Raw genomic sequence first — 20,230 nt, 5'->3', positions numbered from 1 at the left:
ACGGGCGTGACGCGATACGACAATCGTCGCAGCGGAGAGTGAACAAAGGGGTGACACTACTCTTGGCGCGGCTCAGCTCAGGCGGAGTCGCGAACGATCAGTTCGGTGTCGTAGATCTCCGGGCTGGTGAGCTTCGTACCGCCGATCTTGGCGAGCAGGATCTCGGCCAGCCGGGCACCCAGCTTCTCCACCGGCTGTCGCACTGTGGTCAGCCTCGGTGTGGTCGTGGTCGCCAGCACCGAGTCGTCGAACCCGACCACCGCGACGTCGTCGGGCACCCGCCGGCCGCGCTGCGACAACACCCGCAACGCAGCGGTCGCCATCAGGTCGGATGCGACGAACAGACCGTCCAGGTCAGCGTGGTCGTCGAGCAGCCGTATGGCCGCCTGCTCACCACCGTCGGCGGTGAAGTCCCCGAACGCGATGGCCTCGGGCAGCTTCGCTTTCTTCATCACGTCCTGGTACCCGGTCAGCCGATCCAGGCCGGCCGTCATGTCGAGCGGACCGGTGATCGTCCCGAGCTTGCGGCGACCGATCGACAACAGATGCTCGACTGCGGTCCGCGCACCCGCGACGTTGTCCACGTCCACACTCGCCACCGGTACGTCGACACCGATCGGCCGGGCACTGAACACGATCGGCAGCGGCAACTGCGCCAGCTCTTGCAGCACGTTGTCGCGACCGTGGTGGCTGACGATGATCGCGCCGTCGACGTGGCCGCCACGCAGGTAGCGCAGCAGGCGCTGGTCATCGGCCTCGGCCGGCTCGATCAGCAGCACCAGTTGCGACGACGTCGGAGCGAGCGTCCGGCTGACACCGCGCAGGATGCCGGCGAAGAACGGGTCGGAGAAGACGCGGCTATCCGGCTCCGGTACGACGATCGCTACCGAGTCGGTCTTGCGTGTCACCAGGGCGCGGGCGGCGCGGTTCGGCACGTAGCCGAGTTCGCCGATCGCCCGCTCGACCGCGGCCACCGTCTCCGGCAGGACCTTCGGCGAGCCGTTCACCACTCGCGAGACGGTCGCCCGAGAGACGCCGGCGAGTGCCGCCACCTGCTCGAGCGTGGGAGAACCAGGGTGGTCCATCGGTCCTCCCGCGTCGGTTGATGTGCCCTCACACCGTAGTACTTCGGCCGGGCGTTCGCGCGGCGCCGACGGCCGGGGTGTCAGCCACTCTTGCGGGTGTTCGCAGCCTTGTCGGCGAGGTCGAGCGCCTGCTTCCAGGCCGCGTCCGCAGACAGCTTGCCTTCGTCGACCTTGGCCAGTTCCGCACTGAACACCTGGTTGATCTCACCGTCGCGTGGTCCCTTGTGCTGCTTGAGGATCACGTTCTGCGCGCGGTTGACGAAGATCTGCCCGACCGGCGCGTTGTTGAAGTACGGGTTCACCTGCGACTTGACCTGCGGATCGTTGTACGCGTCGACGGTCGACGGGAACGAGCCGACCTTCTTGAACACCTTGATCTGCTGCTCGGGCGCGGTCAGCCACGCGGCCAGCCGGGCCGCTTCGACCGGCTGCGGCGACTGCTTCGGCACGGTCAGGTACGAACCGCCCCAGTTGCCGCCACCGCCGGGGAACACATCGGCGACGTCCCACTTGCCCTTGCCGTAGCTGCCCGCGTTGCTCTGGATGACGCCGAGCAGCCAGCCCGGGCAGGCCATCGTCGCGAACTCGTCCTTGCGGAACGCCTTGTTCCACTCGTCGCTCCAGGCCGGCAGCCCGGCGGACAAACCGTCGGCGGTGCCCTTCACGACCTGGTCCCAGGTCTTCTTCAGCAGCGGGTTCTCCGCGCCGAGGAAGCGGTCCTGGTTGGAGTAGTAGGCCTGGATCAGCTGGTTGCGCATCGCCTCCCAGGTCAGTACGGCGGAGTCGTACCAGGCCGAGCCGGGCACCCTCTGCTTGAACTTGCGGCCGGTGGCGAAGTACGACGACCAGTCGGTGAACAACTTGGCGACCTGGGCCCGGTCGGTCGGCAGCCCGGCCTTCGCGAACAGGTCGCGGCGGTAGCAGATCGCCTCCGGCCCGATGTCGGTGCCGTAGCCGATGATCTTGCCGTCCGCTGTGGTCGCGCCGGCGACCTTCCAGTCCAGCCAGCGGTCCTTCAGGTCGCTGGCGCCGTAGTCGCGCAGGTCGACGAACTCGTCCGCCTTGGCCAGGTAGTTGTAGATCCAGCTGACCTCCATCGCCTCGATGTCGGCCAGGCCGGACCCGTTGGCCAGGTTGGTGTCCAGGTTCTTGATGTGCGCGTCGACGGTGGGCGCGCGGCGCTCGACGATCTTGATGTTCGGGTGCTGGGCCTCGTACTCGCGGTACAGGTCCTCGTAACCGAACTCGTTGAACGTGGCGATGGTCAGTTCGATCTTCGGGCCGTCGTCGGCATTGTTGCCCGAGGCATCCGATCCCCCGGATCCACCGCAAGCGGTGGCGAGCAGGACGAACGAACAAGCACACAGCAGTGCGATGGGGCGGAGGCCGGCACCGTTTCTGGGCCGCATCAAAAGCTCCCTGGACTGGACGGAGTTGAGAGCGCTCTCGGATCGCGAAAGTGTGCTGAGTTTCGAGCGTCGCGACCGGATATGTCAAGCACTTCGTCGTCACGCTGCGAAACGAGACCGACCAGGTCAGTACATACTGCCGCGTGTCGTCACGCAGCGAACCCCGTCGATCACCGAGCGCTGACCACAGGGAGTGATATCAGGTGGCTACGGCAGCAGGTCCCGGACGACCGCGTCGGCGAGCAGGCGACCCTTGAGCGTGAGGACCAGACGGTCCCCTTCCCGCGTCACCAGGTCGGCCATCCGCTCCGCCGCGGCTCGGCCTTCGTCGTCCAGTACGTCGAGCGGGAGACCGGCGGACAGGCGGATCTCGAGCAGGACGCGTTCGATCCGGCGGGTTTCGGCGTCGAGCGTTTCGCGGGCGTACGCCGGACTGTCGCCGGCCTCGAGGCGGTCGGCGTACGCGCTGGGGTGCTTGACGTTCCACCAGCGGACGCCGCCGGCGTGGCTGTGGGCGCCGGGGCCGATCCCCCACCAGGTGTCGCCGCGCCAGTAGAGCTCGTTGTGCCGGCAGCGGGCATCCTCGGTGCGAGCCCAGTTCGAGACCTCGTACCAGGTCAGGCCTTGGGCGGACAGCATCTCGTCGGCGAGCACGTATTTGTCGGCGAGGTCGTCGTCGTCCGGCATCGGCAGTTCGCCGCGCCGGACCCGGCGGGCCAGTTGGGTCCCGTCCTCGACGATCAGCGCGTAGGCGCTCACATGGTCGGGCTGGGCCGAGAGCGCCGACTCGAGCGACGCCCGCCAGTCGTCGAGCGACTCGCCGGGCGTGCCGTAGATCAGGTCCAGGTTCACGTGCTCGAATCCGGCCGCGGTCGCTTCCTTGACCGCGTCGAGCGCACGGCCGGGCGTGTGCTGCCGGTCCAGAACCTTCAGCACGTGCGACGAGGCACTCTGCATGCCGAAGCTCACCCGCGTGAACCCGGCCTCGAGCAGACCCTCGAGGTACGCCGGATCCACCGACTCCGGATTGGCCTCCGTCGTCACCTCGGCGTTCGGCGCCAGCCCGAATTCGTCGCGGACGGCGGCGAGCATCTTGCCGAGGTCCTTGGCCGGCAGGAGGGTCGGCGTACCTCCACCGAAGAACACCGTGTCGACGGGTTGCTCCAGGTTGTGGAGAACTCGCCGCGCCATCCGCACCTCGCCGATCGCGGTGTCGGCGTACGACGCCTGGGACGCGCCGCCGCCGAGCTCCTTCGCGGTGTACGTGTTGAAGTCGCAGTACCCGCAGCGGGACGCGCAGTACGGGACATGCAGGTAGAAGCCGAACGGCCGCGTGGCGGCCTCGCGAACTGCGGCTTCCGGCAGCGCCCCGTCCCGGGGCGCAACCTCCCCCTCGGGCGATGTCGACGGCACCCATCCATCGTACGGACTCGATTTTGACGGGATCGCCGCGGAGTTGTGCTGGCAGAAAGTGCTCGCTTGGTTACATTCGAATCATGGACACCGAGGCTCAGCCGGTGGGGCGTGGCACGCGGAACGCGGTCGTGGTCGCGATCATGCTCGGAATGTTGCTCGCCGCCCTCGACCAGACGATCGTGGCGACCGCGCTGCCGACCATCGTCAGCGACCTGGGCGGCGCGAACCACCTGTCCTGGGTGGTGACGTCGTACCTGCTCGCCGAGACGATCATGACCGCGCTGGTCGGCAAGTTCGGCGACCTGTACGGCCGCAAGCCGATGTTCCTGATCAGCGTCGTGCTGTTCCTGGCCGGGTCGGCGCTGTGCGGAATGGCCGACTCGATGCTGTGGCTGGTCGGCTCCCGCGCGATCCAGGGCCTCGGCGCCGGCGGCCTGATGGTGACCGCGATGGCGGTGATCGCGGACGTCGTACCGCTCAGCGAGCGCGGCAAGTACCAGGGCGTGATGGGCTCGGTCTTCGGCGTCTCCACCGTCGCCGGCCCGCTCCTCGGCGGGCTGTTCGTCGACCACCTCAGCTGGCGGTGGGCGTTCTACGTGAACATCCCGCTCGGCATCGTCGTACTCATCGTCGCGTCCATCTCGCTGCCGTCGGTCAAGGCCGCGGTCAGTCCGAAGATCGACTACCTCGGGATCCTGTTCATCGGCCTGGCCGCGACCGGGCTCACGCTGGTGACCACCTGGGGCGGCAACGAGTACGCCTGGACCTCGACCGTCATCATCGCGATGGCCGTCGGCTCGGTGGTCGCGCTGGGGCTGTTCGTCGTGGTCGAACGACGAGCGGCCGAACCGATGCTGCCGTTGCGGTTGTTCCGGTCCCGGGTGTTCACGGTGTGCGCGGTGATGAGCTTCATCATCGGGTTCGCGATGCTCGGTGGGGTCACGTATCTGCCGACGTACCTGCAGTTCGTGCACGGCGCCTCCGCGACCGAGTCCGGGCTGCAGATGCTGCCGCTCGTCGGCGGTCTGCTGGTCGCGTCGGTGGGGGTCGGCCAGATCATCAGCAAGACCGGACGGTATCGGCTGTTCCCGATCATCGGCACTGTGCTGATCGGCGCTGGGCTCTACCTGCTGTCGCTGCTCGACAACGAGACGCCGTACGTCGAGACGGCCGCGTTCATGGTCGTGCTCGGGGTGGGGATCGGACTGTGCATGCCGGTGCCGACTGTCGTCGTGCAGAGCACCGTCGACTATGCGGATCTCGGAGTCGCGACGTCGGGGGTGAGCTTCCTGCGGACGATGGGAAGCTCGTTCGGGGTCGCTGTCTTCGGGTCGATCTATGCGCATCAGTTGCCTGTGCATTTGGAGCAGGCGGTTCGCGCCACCGGTGCTGATCCGCAGGTCGTCACTACGGTCGACGGTGTGCGGTCGCTGCCGGACGACGTGCGTTCCGTGGTCACTGCGGCGTACGCGGACTCCTTGCACGTCGTGTTTCTGTGGGCTGTGCCGGTCGCGGCGCTCGGGTTCGTGGTTGCGCTGTTGCTGAAGGAGGTTCCGCTGCGCGACAGTGCTCGGATGGCCGTCCGGGACGTCGGCGAGAACTTCGCTGCTCCTGCTTCCTTCGACTCCGAGCACGAACTTCAGAAGCTGACGGCGCTCGTCATCCAGCACCACCGTCGTAGCCCTGCGCCCGAGGTGCTCGCCCAGTCGGGCATCCCGCTGAGCGTCGCCCAGGCCTGGATGATCATGCGCGTCTTCCGCGGCGGGGCCGAATCCGGCTCCGCCACTCTCGCGGAGATCACCGGCGACCTCCGTGTCCCACCTGGCGTCTTCGAACCCCTCGCCACCCAACTAGTTGCCGACGGCTACCTCTCCGAGACCCTCGGCCACTACCGCTTCACCACCCTCGGCCTGGAGATGTTCCAGCGCTTCGTCGGCGCTTTCCGGGTCTGGATCCTCGACCGCCTCGCCGACTGGGACCCCGACAACACCGAAGCCTTCTCCGACGCCGTAGACCGCCTCGCCGCCCTGATGATCGACCAAGGCCAATCCCTGACCACCGGCAAACACGCCGCCGCCCTGACAACTGCAACCACCTAAAGAAGATGTGCTGGGATGATGGGCCACATGGACGAGGAAGCCATTCCGATTCTTCACGTCAAGGATGCCGCTGTGGCGGTCGCGTGGTACGGCCGTCTGGGTTTCACCCAGCAGTGGGAACACCGCTTCGAGCCAGGCCTGCCCGCGTTCGTCGAGGTAGCCCGCGGCCGGGTCAGGCTGTTCTTGTCAGAGCACAAAGGCGACGCCCGCCCGAACACGCTGGTATACCTCCGCGTCCACGACGTCGACGCCATCGCCGCCGAGTTCGGTGATCGCCCACAGGACGCTCCTTGGGCCCGGGAGATCGAACTACACGACCCCGACGGCAACCGCCTACGGGTGGGCACCCCCAGACAATGACCGCCCCGCCGCTCGCAGGACGTCCGCCAGCCAGAGCAATCCGTGTTGACTTCAAGTGTACTTCAAGTAAGACGGTTGGGGGATGGAGAGCTATCTGGACGAAGCGTATGAGCGTCTGCGTGACACCGGGCCCGAGCGCAACGGTTGGTTGTCGAACCATGCGCCGATGGCCGCCGAGGTGCTGACCCGAAGGGGGCATGGAGCAACAGTTCACCGCTGGCTGGACGAGTACGGCGATCAGCTCGAGTCGCGTCCGCGCGGGATCGACCGGATCCAGCAGGAGGCGTGGCGGGATCCGCTGGGCGATCCGGTCAGAGCAGGTGACTGGCTGAACTTCTTCGAGACAGAGGTTCGGGAGGCGCCGTGGCGTCAGGTGCTGGCGACCTGGTGGCCGCGGCTGCTCCCGGGAATTGCTGCGGGCGCGACGCACGGAGTCATTCGGGTCGGTCATGCGGTGCGGTCGCTGGCCGACGAGGAGACTCCCGCCCGTGCTCTTGAACTGGCTCACGGCCTCGCGTACTGGGCGGCTCGATGGCAGCCGCTGGCCCCGGCCGGACAAGGTCCCTATCGATCGCGTGATCCGCGGTCTGCCCTCGACGCTGTGCCACGGGTCGCGGACCAGCGGTTCGGCATCCGGCACCGCCTCGCACAGCTTGCCGCTACCGATCGCTGGACCGAGGCGGCCGGCGCCATCCCTGGCACGGGAACCGCTCAGGAACGACTCGCGTCGATCACCGAAGCATCGGTCCTGCGCTACGCGACCCACGGCCACGGAAGTCCGATCATGCTCGTCCACGCTGCCACCGCGCCCAACGCCGTACTGAGAACCATGCCCGAACTGCCCGAGCGGCTGTGGCAGCCAAGCCTCGAGGCAGCGTGGGCGGCGACGGCTGCAGTCACTGCGGCCTACTCACCGCGAGAGCCGCGACCGGCTCCCAGCTCCGAGGACGTCAGTCCAGCTGAGGTCATGTCCCGCGCGGTGTCCGGCGGTGACGAGCACGCCATCAAGTTCGTCGACACCGTCATCGACTTCGCCAGTTCGCCCGGCACGCTCGACGCCGGGCTGCATGCCGTCCGACTCATAGAAGGCGACTGACTGTGCGGGTCAGGAGCGTAGGTACGCGATGATGAAGGTGACGACGACGATGAGCACTCCCAGGATGAGTCCGTAGACCCGGGGCGTCAGCCGGTCGCGCGTTTGCTTCGGCGGCTGGACCCGCGCGGCCGGGTCCGTGCTCACCCGCCACCAGTTGACCACCCGGTGGAAGTCCGCGTCGAAGGTCGCTTGGGGGTACATGCCGCTCTCCGCGAGCGCCGGCAGTGAACGACGCCGCCCGTCGACCGCGATGCCGGGCAGGCCCGGATCGTCGGTGATGGCAGTCCTCTTTGTCCCGCCGTGTTTCACGGGTAGTCGAGGGCCCTGAGGAGTTGGGTGTGGAGGTTGGTGTTGGAGTAGAGGCCGCCGCCTTGGTCGCCGGCGTGGCCTCCGGTTGGGTTGGTGAAGCGGCCGCCGGCTTCTTCGACGAGGAGGATCCAGGGGGCGTGATCCCAGAGGTGGTAGCGCTCTACCAAGAACGCGTCGAGCTCGCCGCGCACAAGGTCGATCAGTGGAAGTGGGGTGGTCGGTGGGTGGGCCACGTTCGGTGCGAGGCGGGCTCTCGAGGTGTCGTCGAGAGCCTCGAGCCGGGCGTCGGCCAAGCTTGACGTGCTGCTGACCTCGAGGCGCTTCGCTTCGGCCTCCTCGCGTGGCCACGATGACTCGAAGGAGCCCCCGCCGCGGGTCGCCCACCAGCAGCGTTGCAGCCCGGGCGCGGCGACGACCGCGATCTCGATGCTCCCGGCAACCTCCAGCGCGATCTGGACCCGCCAGTTCGGGTCGTTCCGGCTGAAGTACGACGTACCGTCGATCGGGTCGACGATCCAGACGCGACCGGACTCACCGAGCCGGCCAAGTTCCTCGCCGAGGAGCGCATCGTCCGGCCTCGCCGCAGCCAACGTCTCGCGAATCAATCGCTCGACGGCCCGATCGGCTTCCGTGACCGGCGTGCCGTCGGCCTTCAGTGTTGCCGAGACGCCGGCTTCGAAGTAAGCGAGCGCGAGTTCCGACGCCAGATCCGCTGTGTCGAAGGCCAGTCGCAAGTCATCAGCGCCGTCCACAACGAACGACGCTATCAGTCCAGGTCATCCCTGGCGGCCGGCTCGACCCGTCGTACATCATCATGGACTTCGGGATGTGTCCTGATGGTTGTGAGAGAGAGGATGCGGTGGCTAGTGCCTGAGCTTTCTGAGTGGCCTGGGGATCGGGCGGATATTGGTGGGTTGTCGGAGTGGGTGGGGTCCGTCTTGCCGGGGGCATCGGTGGTTCGGGGCCCGGTTGAGGTGCTCAGGGTGAAGAGGTGGGGAGCTACCGGCCTGTTCGAGGTGGATGGCGAGTACGTCGTCGTCAAGCACGCCTGTCCAGTCGTGTACCCACATGCTGCCGCCGTACATCGAGCGGTTGAGCGCGCATACCCGCAGGCGACGGCGGAACTGCTTGCCCACGACGACGATGCTGTCTGGCAGCGCAGTGTTTTCGCGTACGTGAGTGGGCCGACTGTGGAGACGGTGGGACCCGCCGCCCTGGTGACCCAGGCCAGGACGCTCGGTGAGGTGCAAAGCGCGATGGCTGACGTGGATCTTCGTGGCTTGCCTCAGTACGACCTGACCGCGATTCCGGAGACTCTGCTGGCGGATCTGAGCCGTGTGGCCGATCTGGACGACGAACTGGTCGCCGGGCTTCGTCGCCACCTTCCCGCACTGCAGCGCGGCATCGAGGAATTGACCGCGGCCGTGCCGATCTCGATTGATCACCCGGACATTCAGGGCACAAACGGACTGGTGCGAGACAACGAGTCTGTGGTTCTGCTCGACTGGGAGGAGGCCAGGGTCGGTTGCCCGATGATCTCTCTGGATCGACTACGCCAGGAGGCCGACGAAGTGGGCAACGTCCCTGAAGTGCTGGCCGCCTACCTGGATGCCCTTCCGTGGGGAACCGCGGCGGAGAAGCGCCACCTGGCGGACATCGCGTTGCAGGTCGCGCCGCTCAAGCTGGCGGTCGAAGCGCGGGAGTACGCCCGCATCATCGGCCTCCCGCATCCGCACACCAGGTACGTCACGACCCTCGTCACGCGGAGCCTGTCCCGACTAGTGTCCGGCGCTCAGTTGCCCGGCTAGGCGCTGGTGCCGCTCCGCGCTGGAAGGGTTCAGGCCGACGATGCGGACGGTCTTGCCGTACCGCTCGTACTTCGTGGTGATCGCATCCAGAGTCGCCACAGTCGACGCGTCCCAGATGTGAGAGTCGGTCAGGTCGATCACCACGTTCGCGGGATCGCCGCGGTAGTCGAACTGGTAGACCAGATCGTTGCTGGAGGCAAAGAAGAGTTCACCGGTGACGGCGTACGTCTTGGTGTCCTCGTCGGGCTGAGCCACCTCGCTGACCGTGGTGAAGTGGGCGACGCGGCGCGCGAACAGCACCATTGCGACGAGGACACCGACGACGACCCCGATGGCGAGATTGTGGGTGATGACGACGATCACGACGGTCGACAGCATCACGAGGGTCTCACTGCGCGGCATCCGGCGCAGCGTCTTGAGCTGAATGCTGTGCCAGTCGAACGTACCGACCGAGACCATGATCATCACCGCGACCAGGGCGGCCATCGGGATGTCGCCGACGAGGTCTCCGAGGCCGACGACCAGGATCAGCAGGAACACGCCGGCCAGGAACGTGGAGATCCGGGTCCGGGCGCCGGAGGCCTTCACGTTGATCATCGTCTGGCCGATCATCGCGCAACCGCCCATCCCGCCGAAGAAGCCGGTGATGACGTTCGAGACGCCCTGCCCCCAGGCCTCGCGGGTCTTGACCGAGTGCGTGTCGGTGATGTCGTCGACGAGCTTGGCGGTCATCAAGGATTCGAGCAGTCCGACGAGCGCCATCGCCACGGCGTACGGCGCGATGATGCGCAACGTGTCCAGGTTCAGCGGCACGTCCGGGAAGAAGAGTGACGGCAGGCTGTCGGGCAGTTTGCCCTCGTCCCCGACGGTCGGAACAGTCACCGAGGTCAGCGCCACGAACAGCGTGACGGCGAGGATGGCGATCAGCGGGGCCGGGACCGCCTTGGTCAGCTTCGGGAGGAACACCATCACCGCGATACCTGCCGCGACCAGCGGATAGACCAGCCACGGGACGTGGGTCAGGTGTGGAAGCTGCGCCAGGAAGATCAGGATCGCCAGCGAGTTGACGAAGCCGACCATGACCGAGCGCGGGATGAACCGCATCAGCCGGGCGACGCCGAGCACACCCAGGACGACCTGCAGGATCCCGGCCAGGATCACCGTGGCGACGAAGTACTCGAAGCCGTGGTTGCGCATCACCGGCGCGATCACCAGCGCGACCGCGCCGGTGGCTGCGGAGATCATCGCCGGGCGTCCGCCCAGGAACGCGATCGACACCGCCATCGTGAAGGACGCGAACAACCCGACCCTCGGGTCGACGCCTGCGATGATCGAGAAGCTGATCGCCTCGGGAATCAGGGCGAGCCCGACGACGAGGCCGGCCAGCACCTCGGTCCGCAGCCGGCGTGGCGAACGCAGCGCTGCCAGGACAGACGTGATGTCGGTGGGGGACGGAACGGATTCGGGCGCGGCTGACTCAGGCGTCAGCGAGGTCATGCGGTCTCCAGTCAGGCACAGGCGGGGGCCTCAGGGCGGGCCGGTTCCTGCGCATCTTTGCGCGGGCGTCACAGCTCGAGGGTCGCTTGATCGGGGCAGGCGGGGTGAGGAACAGACAGGCGCGGTGAGGAGCACCAGATCGCCTCACCGTTCTAAACCCTACCCTGAGGTGAGAGAGGAGACAGTTGTGATGTCGAGAGTCAAGATCGAGGTCTGCGTTCCCGACGACCACGTTCCCGCGATCCTGGCGGCGCTGGAATCCGCCGGAGCCGGCCGTGTCGGCCGTTACGACCAGGTGACGAGCTTGTGGCAGATCGGCGGGACCTGGAAGCCGATGCCCGGAGCCGAACCCTTCGACGGCGAGATCGGGAAGCTGATGCACGGGACCGAGACCCGCGTCGAGTCCGAATGCGAGACCTCAGCCGCACCACTCGTCCTGAAGGCGCTGAAGGCCGCGCATCCTTACGAAGAGCCGATCATCCGATTCATCCCGCTGCACCAGCCCACCGTGCTCGAACCCTGACGCTGACCATGCTTGGCTGGAGTGCCGCAGTACCCTCTCACGGCTGTAGAGCGTCGAGGACGTAGGTGTACTCCTGGATGCCGTCGTCGGACGACGGTGCGGTTGCTTCTCGGGCGTGGCCCTCGATGTCCAGACCGGAGGCGGCGAGGTGCTGGCCGGAATCCCGGCGGCACCGTTATCGAGTTGACGGAATACTTGATGGGGCCACAGCCTGCCGGTAAGGACGCGGTACCGAACAGGCTGTGGCATCAGCAGAAGCCCTGCGCAAGGTGATCTGGATCGTTCCGGACTTCACCGTGGAGCAGTACCGCGACCGGCTGCTGGCGTTGCACGAACAGATCGAGAGAGACGGTCTGTTGGTGGCGACCAGCCAGCGGTTGCTCATCGAGGCTCAGAAGTTCGGGCCTAGAAGCCAAGCGCCGTCAGCTGGGCCAGGTCGCCTCGGTGACCTGGCCGCCGTGGATCTCGACCGTCAGCTGCACCGGGCCGTGCGGGCGGAGGTAGAGCTCATAGGTGCCCTGGGCAACTTCTGAGAAGACGGCGGAGTGCGCTGTCGTTCCATCGGGCTTCGGGCGAGGTACGACGGCGACATGCGGCGCCACCCCGTGGCCGTGCCCATGGCCGTGGTCGTGGTCGTGGTCGTGATGGTGATCGGAGGGAGACGACGAGCCGGCCTTGCGGAGCTCGACCTCCTCGTCTTCGAGGCGGGCCGGCATGTCGATCACGAGGGCGCCGATGTCGCCGCCGATGTCGAGCAGGACCGAGGATCCCTTCCCCGCATGGGGATTCTCGACCGCGTTGTTCCCAGGGCCGCTCATCGTGCTCACGCGGCCGGGGTGCCCGGCAGCGACTGGTAGCCGCCACCCGGCGTACCGAGGTAGGGGAACCGGTCGAGCAGCGGACCGTTGGTGTTCGACGTACCGTCCTTGATCGCACCGGCCGCGTCGTCGGGCTTGAACGACTTGTCGACCAGCGGGATCGTGATGCCGGCGACGGCCCGCAGTTCGACCGTCACGACGTCGTCGATCAGGCGCCGCCCGTTCGGGAATCCGGCCGCGTCACCCGCGACCAGGCCGAGTGGGTTGGGCGACTTGGCCGGCGGTACGGCGACGTTGAGGCGCAACATGTCGGCCTGGACCGGACCGGTGTAGTTCTGGAAGCCGTCGACGACATCCTTCGGGATACCGGTCAGGAGGATCGCCGCCAGGTCCGCACGCGGTTTCTTGTACGCCGCCAGCCTCGGGAACACACCTGGGTACAGCACCGGCAGCAGGCCGGCGAGCTCCGGCTTGGTGACGAATCCGGCGAACCGCTTGTCGGCGGACGGTGGCAGGCTGTTCCAGCGATCCTTCTCGGCCATCGGCACGATGACCTCGTTGAACAGCGGGTTGCCCAGCCGGGAGACCTGCTTGTACGGGCCGTGCCACACCGAGGTGCCGTCGCCGTTGACGATGCGGGACTGCTGACGGCTGGCCGACGCGTAGACCCCGATGACGGACTTGGGGTCCAGCACCTTCGTGGGCCGGCGGCCGTCGCGGGTCAGGTCGGTGATCGGGACCTGGATCGCGATGGTGTGCACGTTGGAGCCCTGCAGACCGTTCACTCCCATGGCGGCGGCGGACGGGATCAGGTGCGCCATCTGGAACGGCCGCAGCGTACCGAGGTCGAAGATGCTGCCCAGGTCGGCCCAGAACGCGTCGGCACGCTGCCCCGCGAACACCTTGCGACCGGTGCCGATGGTGTGGATCGCCTGGCGGGCGAGCCTGGCGTAGTTCGGCGTACTGCGGACTCCGACGTTGACCGGCGGCGCCGTCAGGTTCCGGGCCAGGATCCGGGACCGGCCTTGCTCGACGCGGGTCACGGAGTAGTACTGCGGCCGGTTCCAGGTACGGTCCTTGATCGACGTGATCGGACCGGTGTTGTACAGGAACGTCTTCTTGTTCCGGATCTCGGCGTGGAAGCGGAACTGGTAGCTGATGTCGGCCTGACCGGTCCCGCGGTTGGAGATGTGGATCTGGTAGAGCACGTCATCGCCGAACTCGTAGAAGTTCGGCCCGCCGAACGGGTTCTGGAACGGGATGAAGTTGGCGATGATCGTGACCGTGTCGGGCGCGTCCGGGCTGACGAACGCGTAGACATCGGTGTTGTCGGCCACCGGATCCTTCGAGATCTCCGGTGCCTCGCGGTGCGAAGACATGACAATTCCTCCAAGAACAGATGCTGAAAGGCTGGGATCAGGCGGTCGTCACGCCGGCAAGGCGGGCCGCGAGTTCACGATCGGTCACGAGCACCTCGCGGTGGCCGACCATGATCGCCAGTTGACCGGACTTCACGTCCTTGACGTGGACGACGAACGACTCGGCGTCAGCCAGGTCGCCCGGTTCCAGCGATGTCTTCGCCGCGTCCGCGGCCTTGTCGCCGACCGCACCAACCGCTGCGACCGCTCCCACTGCCGCAACCGTCCCCGCGCCCGCGAACACCAGGAACCCCCGGCGCGTTGCGTTACTCATGTGCTGACCTCCCACTGGTAGAAACCCCGTGCAGCCGACATTCGGGGCGTTCTCACCAGCGGATGGGTCAGACCTTGGGCCGCGCGGTGGCGTCGACTCCGGCCAGGACGATCCGGAGGCCGTGGCCGAAGTCCGCATCGGGGTCGGCGGTGAACAGGTCGCCGACCATCCGTGCCGTCAGCGGGTAGCGGTCGGCGTCGACCGCCTGGGTGATCTGCTCGGGGTGGTATGGATTGCCGTCGGGGTACGCGACGTCAGCTCGGTCACCCGCCACATCGAGTCGTCGCTGACGTTGGTGCCGGCCAGCACCCGAGCGCCCGCCGCGGCGCCTCGATGCCGTCGACGGCGGAGACGAACAGCACGCGAGCCATCGCGTCCAGCAACTCCTGCTTGTCAAGCTGTTGGCTGCGGGACGTCCGATACTGCTGACAGTGAACGGTTCCGACGTACCTTCCTTGACTGGCTGGGAAAGCCGGGTCGACTGTGTCACTGCCGCTTGTGCCGACGAGTTGTGGACGGTCCCGGGCATCGGCGAGATCAGCGTGCCGGCTGCAGTGCTCATCCGACCGGACGGCCATGCCGCTTGGGCCACCAATGGCCCCGACGACGGGCTGACCGATGCTCTCAGCACCTGGTTCGGTCCGGCCTGCCTGACGACCTGACGCGGGCATAGGCTGCCGGGCATGACCGGCCTGGACGAGCATGGACGCCCGCTGCCTCCCTTTGCGGGTGGTGAGCCCGAGACGATCGTGGGCTTCCTGGAGTACCAGCGGGCGACGTTCGCCTGGAAGTGCTCCGGTCTGGACGCGGCCGGGCTACGGGTGACCGTGGGCGTGTCGACGATGACGCTGGGCGGGATGCTCAAGCACGTGGCTTTCTACGAGGACCACTGGTTCTCCTACTGCCTGCGGGGCAACGAGCGCCAGCCCATCTGGAACGACGACCACTTCGACGCCGACCCCGACTGGGAGTGGAACTCGGCCGCCGACGACTCCCCCGACGAGCTGTATGCGCTCTGGCAGAACGCGGTGGCCCGCTCGCGCGATCTACTCGCCGAAGCCTTGGCAGACGGCGGCCTGGACCGCCCGGCAGATCGTCCCCGCAGAAACGGCACCAGGCCCAACGCGCGCTGGATCGCAATGCACATGATCGAGGAGTACGCCCGCCACAACGGCCACGCCGACCTCCTCCGAGAGTCCATAGACGGCCTCGTCGGCGAGTAATTCCTAGCCCTCGCCCACAGCCGAGCCGGTGGGTTTGGCGGAGCTGGTGCCTTAGACGATCCCGCGCTGTGGGGCCGATCCTTAGGGGCTGCTTGGGGATTGGGGATAGGGAGGAGTGCTGATATGCGGGGGCTACCTCAGACGGGCAGGGTTTGGTCGCACGGATCCTCTCTGACAGGGAGCCACGGTGATCGACGAAGTTGTGTCCAGCGGGCGGCCTCGCGTTCTGGTTGTCGGCGGCAAGCTGAAGCATGTGCGCAAGGCCCGGGAGCTCGGCCTGGATGTGGTTCACGTCCAGTACCCGGACGAGTACGACCGCGGTCATTGGCCGTACGTCGATCAGGCGTTGCTGCTCGACTACGGCGACATCGACCGACTCCTGCCGCTCGTCCGAGCACTGCACGCGGCGTACCCGTTCCAGGCGGCTGTGTCGCTGAGCGAGCTGGGACTGCTGCCGACGGCGCGGATCAACGAGGCGCTCGGCCTCCGCGGCGAGTCCGTCGAAACCGTGGAGTTGCTGCTGGACAAATGGCGGATGCGCCGGCACCTGGCCGCGAGGGACATCAGCCCGGTGGCCTCCGCGGTCGGCCGGTCCGGGCAGGACATCCGGGAGTTCGTGAAGGCGCACGGGCTCCCGATCATCGTCAAGCCGGTCCGCGAATCCGGCAGCCTCGGGGTGTTCCGGATCCGCGACCAGGCCGATGTGGACGTCGTTGCCGAGCGGTACCGATCCCTCGACGACGTGCAGTGGACCCTTGGCGACCTCGCCTTTGCCGATTCCTTCCACGAGTTCCTGATGGAGGAGTTTCTGGACGGCCCGGAGATCAGCGTGGAGACGCTGTCGTTCGACGGCCGGCATGTGATCGTCGCGGTGACCGACAAGGAGGTCGGCGGTGCCGGCTTCGTCGAGATCGGGCATTCGCAGCCCAGCGGCCTCTCAGCCGAGACGCTCGGCGAGGTCAGGCGGTTGGTGACGGACTTCCTCGACGCGGTCGGCCTACGCAACGGTCCCGGGCACACCGAGGTCAAGTTGACCTCGCGCGGCCCGCGGATCATCGAATCGCACAACCGCATCGGCGGTGACCGGATCAACGAACTGGCCGAGATCGCGTACGGCGTCGACATGGAGCACTACGCGCTGGGCGCCGGCTTCGGCCTGGTGGAACCGCTGACCGCGTCGCCCGAGCCTCAGGGCGGAGCCGCCGTACGGTTCATCACGCCGGAGCCCGGACGGGTGGTCGAAGTGACCGGCGTCGACGCCGTCCGCGCGGACCCGGCGTACGTCGACCTGCAGTTGGACGTCAAGCCGGGCGACGAGGTACCACCGCTGACCTGGAACGAGGACAAGGTCGGTCACGTCATCGCCCGCGGTGCCACCGCCGCCGAAGCGATTGCCAACGGCAAGCGACTGGCCGCGGCGATCCACGTACGCACGGAGCCCATGCCGTGAACACCGCGCCGTCGGACCCGCCGGGCGTCGACGAGGCGCGATTCCGCGACGCGGTGCGCGGCCTGCCCAGCCGGGTGTGGATCATCAGTCTCGGCATCCTGGTCAACCAGGTCGGCAACTTCCTGCCGGTGTTCATCGTGCTCTACCTGACCCAGCGCGGCTATTCCGCCGGTGCCGCGGGGCTCGTGCTCGGTGTGACCGGCCTGGGCAAGGTGCTCGGCAACGCCGTCGGCGGTTATCTCGCCGACAAGCTCGGCCGGCGATGGACGATCGTGCTGTCCGCGGTGACGACCGCTGGGCTGACCGCGATCGTGCCGTTCCTCGGACCGCTGCTGGCCATCGTCGCGGCGGCCGGGCTCATCGGCGTGACGTCGCAGCTCTACCGTCCGGCCGCGGCCGCAGTACTGATCGACTCCGTCACGACCAACCAGCAACGGCTCGCCGCTGTCGGGGTGTACCGGTTCGCGATGAACATCGGCGCTGCCCTGGGCGGCGTCATCGGCGGTGTGCTCGCGAGCACGTCCTATGTGGGGCTCTTCCTGGGCAATGCCGCAGCGTGCCTGCTGTTCGGCGTGGTTGTGGCGGCGCTGCTGCGGGATGCGCCCCAGGTGCGGTCCGACGATGTGGAACCGCAGGATGACCGGGCGGTTGGGTACCGGCAGGCGCTGTCCGACCGCCTGCTGGTGCGATTCCTGCTGATGACCGTGGTCGCCGAGTTCGTCTACATCCAGTCCACCGTCGGCCTGCCCTTGCACGTCAACGACGCGGGGCTGAGCGCGCGCGACTTCGGCCTCCTGATCGGGCTCAACGGTCTGCTGGTGCTCGTGCTGGAACTGCCCATCACCGGCTGGGTCTCGCGGTACCGGCCGGAGTACGTCCTGGCGATCGGCAACCTGATCGTCGGAGTCGGTCTCGCGCTGACCGGGTTCGCGACCGGCATGGTCCTGTTGTCGGCAACGGTACTGATCTGGACGTTCGGCGAGATGGTGACCAGCACCTACTCCCAGGCGTACCTGGGCAGCCTGGCTCCGCCGCACCTGGTCGGGCGCTACCAGGGGCTGCACGGCGTCGCGTACACGATCGGTACGGGCGCCGGCCCGCTCATCGGCGGTGCCGTGTACGCGATCAACCCCTGGGCGCTGTGGGCTCTGATCGGCGCGGCCGGGGTGCTGTCCGCCCAACTCTGCCTGCCGCGGCGCCGCGCGAGGTCCGCGGAATCTCGGTGAGCTCCCACACCAGACGGCCGGCCTCGCGTCCTGGAGCTGGGGGGGTGAGCTCAATCAGGTTCGGCGAAGTCGGCCGTCCGTACATCCAGTGTTGCTCGTCGTTCGATTAGCGACCTGCCCAGTGCGTGTCTGATTGAGCACAGCTGTACGGCGGCCGGGTGTGAGCCGGCCGCCGACAGCTTCAGCTCAGGCCCGCGATGGGACGGATCGGCCCAGATGGCGGGCGAAGAAATGGCCCGAGATCTCGGTCTCGAACCACGGAACCTCGTGATGACCGCCTGGGTTGGCGTGCAACGTCTTCTCCTTCGAGGCGAAGGCGTCGAACAGGGCGAACCCGGATTCGCGGTCGATCTCCGCGTCGTCCCACGGCAGGATGAACTCGACCGGGATGGTGATCTGCCGTGCCGCCTCGGTCAGGGCGTCGTACACGAAGACCCCGCCGAAGACCGCGGCGCTGATCCTCGGCTCGATCGCTGTCCACATCAACCCGATCGTGCTGGCCAAGGTCATGCCGCTGTAGCCGACCGGCGCGTCGGTGCCGATCTCGGGCAGTGCCTGGAGCGCGTCCAGGGTCGCCTGCCATTCCGGTACGGCGCGCTCCGCCAGCGACGAGTTGTAGTCGATGACGATCGGGCCGATCGGTTGGCCGGCCGCTCGAGCCTCGAGGAGAGCCGAGACCCACTTCCCGTCCTCCGCCGATCGCGGCCGGTCGCCGTGCCCGGGGGCGTCGATGGCGGCCACGGTGAAACCGCAGGTGGTCACGTAGTAGTGAGCACGAGCCACGAGGCCCTGCGCCTTCTTGTGCAGGCCGCCGCCGTGCCCCATCAGGTGCAGTGGCGCGCCGTCGGAGCCGGATTCCGGGGACCAGAGCACGCCGGTGACGTCGCCTAGGACGAAGTCGCGTTCGATCACGCCGTTCGATGCTGTCTGCGTAGTGAAATGCATGATGTGTCGCCTTTCGGAAGTGCCTTCAGATTCAGGCGCTCCCGGCGACACCTACGTCAGTCGCCCAACCGTGACCACGACCGGGGAGCACCCACGAGGATGCAGGTTCATGGGTCTCACCTCCTAGAGCAGTGTCACGTGCACCCGCAAACTACCAGCGCTCACCTCACACCGCCCAAACATTTTCCGGTGGGCTGCCAGTCATCCGCCGACAGCCCCGACCTGCGCATGACCGAACCTGGACAGGAACAGCCGATAATCCTGCGGCAGACGCCCCACCACGCCCTCGGCCGCGCGGATCACCGCCTCCGACACACCATGCCCCACCTCGATCGTCGTCGCCTCATCGTCTGGATTCATCGCGGACAGGATGGCCTGGGGTAGGACGTAGGCTCGCGGGCATGTTGAGTGACGGGGTGCGGGTTGTGGTCGCGGGCGGGGTTGAGCATTGGGTTCGGGTCGCTGGGGCTCATCACGGTGGGGTGCCGTTGGTCTTGTTGCACGGTGGGCCGGGTGAGAGTTGCTACTCGGTCGAGCGGTCGGTCGGGGACGAACTGGCGAAGGTCTCGACGGTGATCTTCTACGACCAACGCGGGTGCGGCCGGTCGGCGAGGCCGTCCGACCCGGATACCTACACCATGACACGGTTGGTGGCCGACCTCGAGGAGCTCAGGTCGGCATTGGGTGTGGACCGGATCATCCCGTGGGGTGTCTCGTTCGGCTGCCTGGTCGCCGCGGAGTACGCCGTTGCCCACTCCAACAATGTCGAGCGCCTCATCCTGCACGCTCCCCCGATCGTCGGCCCGTTGCATCCCGGCCTCTGGTCGCTGCGACCGAACGCCGTCGAGACATTCCTCGCCCCGGCCGAACGGACACAACTGCGGACGCAACTGGACACCCTGACCGATCCGATCCAGCGGACTCTCGCCGCGATCGAAGCGATCTCGTCGAGCGAGAACGCCGCGCGATTCTTCTACTACGACCCGGACAACGTGCCTGAGCCCGACCCTGCCGCGCCCAAGATCAACCTGGAGATGACGCTCGCACTGGTCGGCACCGAACGACCCGACCTTGCCGACGACTTGGCTGCGATCACGATCCCCACGCTGGTCATGATCGGGCTCTGGGATCGCCACGTCGGCTTCGACATGGCCCGCGACCTCGCGGACCGGATGCCCGACGCCGTACTGCGGATCTTCGACCGCAGCGGTCACCTGATCGACCAGGAACAGCCGGCCGAGTACGTCGAAGCCATCAGCAGCTTCATCTGACGC

Annotated in this window: 22 protein-coding genes; 10 read left to right on the top strand and 12 right to left on the bottom strand. The window is 67.3% G+C overall.

Going from position 1 to position 20,230, the window contains the following annotated elements; all coding sequences use genetic code 11:
* Positions 1 to 77: 77 nt before the first annotated feature.
* The 3 genes from E0H75_RS12515 to hemW form a co-directional block, all read right to left on the bottom strand.
* Entirely contained in the window at positions 78 to 1,085 is a 1,008-nt protein-coding gene (locus E0H75_RS12515; protein ID WP_131513664.1) for a LacI family DNA-binding transcriptional regulator, read from the bottom strand.
* 80 nt (positions 1,086 to 1,165) lie between these two features.
* Entirely contained in the window at positions 1,166 to 2,494 is a 1,329-nt protein-coding gene (locus E0H75_RS12510) for an extracellular solute-binding protein (RefSeq protein WP_131513663.1), read from the bottom strand.
* Positions 2,495 to 2,701: 207 nt separating this feature from the next.
* Positions 2,702 to 3,907: a radical SAM family heme chaperone HemW gene (gene hemW / locus E0H75_RS12505; RefSeq protein WP_131513662.1), complete on the bottom strand. Its 1,206-nt coding sequence runs from the start codon at positions 3,905 to 3,907 to the stop codon at positions 2,702 to 2,704.
* A gap of 83 nt (positions 3,908 to 3,990) precedes the next feature.
* Between hemW and E0H75_RS12500 the strand changes: the two genes are divergently transcribed.
* The 3 genes from E0H75_RS12500 to E0H75_RS12490 all read left to right on the top strand — a co-directional run bounded on the left by E0H75_RS12500 (position 3,991) and on the right by E0H75_RS12490 (position 7,465).
* Positions 3,991 to 6,009 (top strand): MDR family MFS transporter, encoded by a 2,019-nt coding sequence (locus tag E0H75_RS12500; protein WP_131513661.1) that lies wholly within the window; start codon positions 3,991 to 3,993, stop codon positions 6,007 to 6,009.
* A gap of 27 nt (positions 6,010 to 6,036) precedes the next feature.
* Positions 6,037 to 6,369: a glyoxalase superfamily protein gene (locus tag E0H75_RS12495; protein WP_131513660.1), complete on the top strand. Its 333-nt coding sequence runs from the start codon at positions 6,037 to 6,039 to the stop codon at positions 6,367 to 6,369.
* Positions 6,370 to 6,451: 82 nt separating this feature from the next.
* Complete coding sequence (locus E0H75_RS12490; protein WP_131513659.1) at positions 6,452 to 7,465, top strand: questin oxidase family protein; 1,014 nt, start codon at positions 6,452 to 6,454, stop codon at positions 7,463 to 7,465.
* 9 nt (positions 7,466 to 7,474) lie between these two features.
* Here the strand turns inward: E0H75_RS12490 and E0H75_RS12485 are convergent, their stop codons facing one another.
* Entirely contained in the window at positions 7,475 to 7,774 is a 300-nt protein-coding gene (locus E0H75_RS12485; RefSeq protein WP_131513658.1) for a hypothetical protein, read from the bottom strand.
* The gene (locus E0H75_RS12480) at positions 7,771 to 8,526 is read right to left on the bottom strand and encodes an inositol monophosphatase family protein (protein WP_165553666.1); all 756 of its coding nucleotides are present in this window, start codon (positions 8,524 to 8,526) and stop codon (positions 7,771 to 7,773) included. The genes E0H75_RS12485 and E0H75_RS12480 overlap by 4 nt, the downstream gene beginning before the upstream one ends.
* A 231-nt stretch (positions 8,527 to 8,757) precedes the next feature.
* Between E0H75_RS12480 and E0H75_RS12475 the strand changes: the two genes are divergently transcribed.
* Positions 8,758 to 9,582, top strand: a complete 825-nt coding sequence (locus tag E0H75_RS12475; RefSeq protein WP_131513656.1) for a phosphotransferase family protein — start codon at positions 8,758 to 8,760, stop codon at positions 9,580 to 9,582.
* Here E0H75_RS12475 and E0H75_RS12470 read toward each other — a convergent pair.
* On the bottom strand, positions 9,553 to 11,079 hold the full coding sequence (locus tag E0H75_RS12470) for a SulP family inorganic anion transporter (RefSeq protein ID WP_131513655.1): 1,527 nt from the start codon (positions 11,077 to 11,079) through the stop codon (positions 9,553 to 9,555). The genes E0H75_RS12475 and E0H75_RS12470 overlap by 30 nt on opposite strands.
* Positions 11,080 to 11,269: 190 nt before the next feature.
* Here E0H75_RS12470 and E0H75_RS12465 point away from each other — a divergent pair, with 190 nt between their 5' ends.
* Positions 11,270 to 11,602: a YqfO family protein gene (locus tag E0H75_RS12465; protein WP_131513654.1), complete on the top strand. Its 333-nt coding sequence runs from the start codon at positions 11,270 to 11,272 to the stop codon at positions 11,600 to 11,602.
* Positions 11,603 to 12,024: 422 nt separating this feature from the next.
* On the opposite strand, the gene E0H75_RS12455 is transcribed toward E0H75_RS12465, so the two are convergent.
* The 4 genes from E0H75_RS12455 to E0H75_RS12440 all read right to left on the bottom strand — a co-directional run bounded on the left by E0H75_RS12455 (position 12,025) and on the right by E0H75_RS12440 (position 14,386).
* Positions 12,025 to 12,420, bottom strand: coding sequence for a hypothetical protein (locus E0H75_RS12455; protein WP_131513653.1), 396 nt, complete (start codon positions 12,418 to 12,420; stop codon positions 12,025 to 12,027).
* Positions 12,421 to 12,425: 5 nt separating this feature from the next.
* A complete protein-coding gene (locus tag E0H75_RS12450) occupies positions 12,426 to 13,799 on the bottom strand; it encodes a DUF4331 domain-containing protein (protein ID WP_131513652.1) in 1,374 nt (457 codons plus the stop codon).
* A 37-nt stretch (positions 13,800 to 13,836) separates the two neighbouring features.
* A complete protein-coding gene (locus E0H75_RS12445; protein ID WP_131350022.1) occupies positions 13,837 to 14,112 on the bottom strand; it encodes a hypothetical protein in 276 nt (91 codons plus the stop codon).
* Positions 14,113 to 14,179: 67 nt separating this feature from the next.
* On the bottom strand, positions 14,180 to 14,386 hold the full coding sequence (locus E0H75_RS12440; protein WP_131513651.1) for a TetR/AcrR family transcriptional regulator C-terminal domain-containing protein: 207 nt from the start codon (positions 14,384 to 14,386) through the stop codon (positions 14,180 to 14,182).
* Positions 14,387 to 14,498: 112 nt separating this feature from the next.
* Here E0H75_RS12440 and E0H75_RS12435 point away from each other — a divergent pair, with 112 nt between their 5' ends.
* The 4 genes from E0H75_RS12435 (at position 14,499) to E0H75_RS12420 (ending at position 18,011) form a co-directional block, all read left to right on the top strand.
* Entirely contained in the window at positions 14,499 to 14,774 is a 276-nt protein-coding gene (locus E0H75_RS12435) for an aromatic-ring hydroxylase C-terminal domain-containing protein (protein ID WP_337589506.1), read from the top strand.
* Between the two features lie 21 nt (positions 14,775 to 14,795).
* Positions 14,796 to 15,335, top strand: a complete 540-nt coding sequence (locus E0H75_RS12430; RefSeq protein WP_131513649.1) for a DinB family protein — start codon at positions 14,796 to 14,798, stop codon at positions 15,333 to 15,335.
* 187 nt (positions 15,336 to 15,522) lie between these two features.
* The gene (locus tag E0H75_RS12425; RefSeq protein WP_131513648.1) at positions 15,523 to 16,785 is read left to right on the top strand and encodes an ATP-grasp domain-containing protein; all 1,263 of its coding nucleotides are present in this window, start codon (positions 15,523 to 15,525) and stop codon (positions 16,783 to 16,785) included.
* Entirely contained in the window at positions 16,782 to 18,011 is a 1,230-nt protein-coding gene (locus tag E0H75_RS12420) for an MFS transporter (RefSeq protein WP_131513647.1), read from the top strand. The genes E0H75_RS12425 and E0H75_RS12420 overlap by 4 nt, the downstream gene beginning before the upstream one ends.
* A gap of 186 nt (positions 18,012 to 18,197) precedes the next feature.
* Here E0H75_RS12420 and E0H75_RS12415 read toward each other — a convergent pair whose 3' ends face one another.
* The gene (locus E0H75_RS12415) at positions 18,198 to 18,956 is read right to left on the bottom strand and encodes an alpha/beta fold hydrolase (RefSeq protein ID WP_131513646.1); all 759 of its coding nucleotides are present in this window, start codon (positions 18,954 to 18,956) and stop codon (positions 18,198 to 18,200) included.
* A gap of 201 nt (positions 18,957 to 19,157) precedes the next feature.
* Positions 19,158 to 19,316 carry an SMI1/KNR4 family protein gene (locus E0H75_RS12410; protein WP_131513645.1) on the bottom strand — a complete coding sequence of 53 codons (159 nt, stop codon included), beginning with the start codon at positions 19,314 to 19,316 and terminating at the stop codon, positions 19,158 to 19,160.
* A 41-nt stretch (positions 19,317 to 19,357) separates the two neighbouring features.
* On the opposite strand from E0H75_RS12410, the gene E0H75_RS12405 reads away from it, so the two are divergent.
* Positions 19,358 to 20,227, top strand: a complete 870-nt coding sequence (locus E0H75_RS12405) for an alpha/beta fold hydrolase (RefSeq protein ID WP_131513644.1) — start codon at positions 19,358 to 19,360, stop codon at positions 20,225 to 20,227.
* The last annotated feature ends 3 nt before the right edge of the window (positions 20,228 to 20,230 follow it).

The sequence above is a fragment of the Kribbella capetownensis genome (genome assembly GCF_004331485.1).
Taxonomy (GTDB): domain Bacteria; phylum Actinomycetota; class Actinomycetes; order Propionibacteriales; family Kribbellaceae; genus Kribbella; species Kribbella capetownensis.
The sequence above is the reverse complement of the archived record's forward strand: the minus strand, read 5'-3'. Positions and strand labels throughout refer to the sequence as shown.